We start from the raw sequence: 1,427 nt of genomic DNA on the forward strand, positions 1-1,427 counted from the left end.
CAGAGTAGACCCGAAACCGGGTGATCTACCCATGTCCAGGCTGAAGTTGCCGTAAAAGGCAATGGAGGGCCGAACGCACATCCGTTGAAAAGGGTGGCGATGAGGTGTGGGTAGGGGAGAAATTCCAATCGAACCCGGAGATAGCTGGTTCTCCTCGAAATAGCTTTAGGGCTAGCCTCGACAGAGTCTGATGGAGGTAGAGCACTGAATTTCCTAGGGGGCGTCAAAGTCTACCGAAGAATATCAAACTCCGAATGCCATCAAGATGCTTGTCGGGAGTCAGACTGCACGAGATAAGTTGGGTAGTCAAAAGGGAAAGAGCCCAGACCTCCAGCTAAGGTCCCAAAGTGCGTGTTAAGTGGAAAAGGATGTGGGATTTCAAAGACAACCAGGATGTTGGCTCAGAAGCAGCCATACATTCAAAGAGTGCGTAATAGCTCACTGGTCGAGAGGTCCTGCGCCGAAAATGTCCGGGGCTGAAACACGACACCGAAGCTGAGGAATTTAACGTCTGTTGAATTGGTAGAGGAGCATTGCATACGCGAGGAAGCAGTACCGTAAGGAGCTGTGGAGTGTATGGAAGAGAGAATGCCGGAATGAGTAGCGAGATGGAGGTGGGAATCCTCCAGGCCGAATATCCAAGGTTTCCAGAGTAAAGCTGATCTGCTCTGGGTAAGTCGGGACCTAAGGCGAGGCCGAGAGGCGTAGCCGATGGACAACAGGTTGAGATTCCTGTACTGCTGTATATCAGAACTGTGGGGACACAGAGGGAAAGCACAGGCGCGGAACGGAAAGCCGCGTGCAAGCGAGGTACCGGACTGGTAGGAAAAACCGCCAGCCAACGGGAAGACGTGATGCGGACCGAAATTTAGTAGGGAAGTGTGTGAGCCAGCTGTCAAGAAAAGCCGCTATTGTGTATACAGTACCCGTACCGTAAACCGACACAGGTGGATGAGGAGAGAATCCTAAGGCCGGCGGAAGAAGTATTGTCAAGGAACTCGGCAAAATGACCCTGTAACTTCGGGAGAAAGGGTGCCTCGAAAGAGGCCGCAGAGAATTGGCCCAAGCAACTGTTTAGCAAAAACACAGGTCTATGCGAAACCGAAAGGTGAGGTATATGGGCTGACGCCTGCCCGGTGCTGGAAGGTTAAGGGGAGATGTTAGAGCAATCGAAGCATCGAACTTAAGCCCCAGTAAACGGCGGCCGTAACTATAACGGTCCTAAGGTAGCGAAATTCCTTGTCGGGTAAGTTCCGACCCGCACGAAAGGCGTAATGATTTGGGCGCTGTCTCGACAATACATCCGGTGAAATTGAAGTACCAGTGAAGATGCTGGTTACCCGCGCCAGGACGGAAAGACCCCATGGAGCTTTACTCCAGCTTGATACTGGGATTCGGTATTGCATGTACAGGATAGGTGGGAGGCT

At 52.0% G+C, this 1,427-nt stretch carries 1 rRNA gene; it reads left to right on the forward strand.

Annotated features, from left to right (window positions below):
• Positions 1-1,427: ribosomal RNA gene (locus LKD71_RS18035) — 23S ribosomal RNA — on the forward strand; the annotation flags it as partial.

This window comes from Fusicatenibacter faecihominis (assembly GCF_020686945.1).
GTDB lineage: Bacteria > Bacillota > Clostridia > Lachnospirales > Lachnospiraceae > Limivivens > Limivivens faecihominis.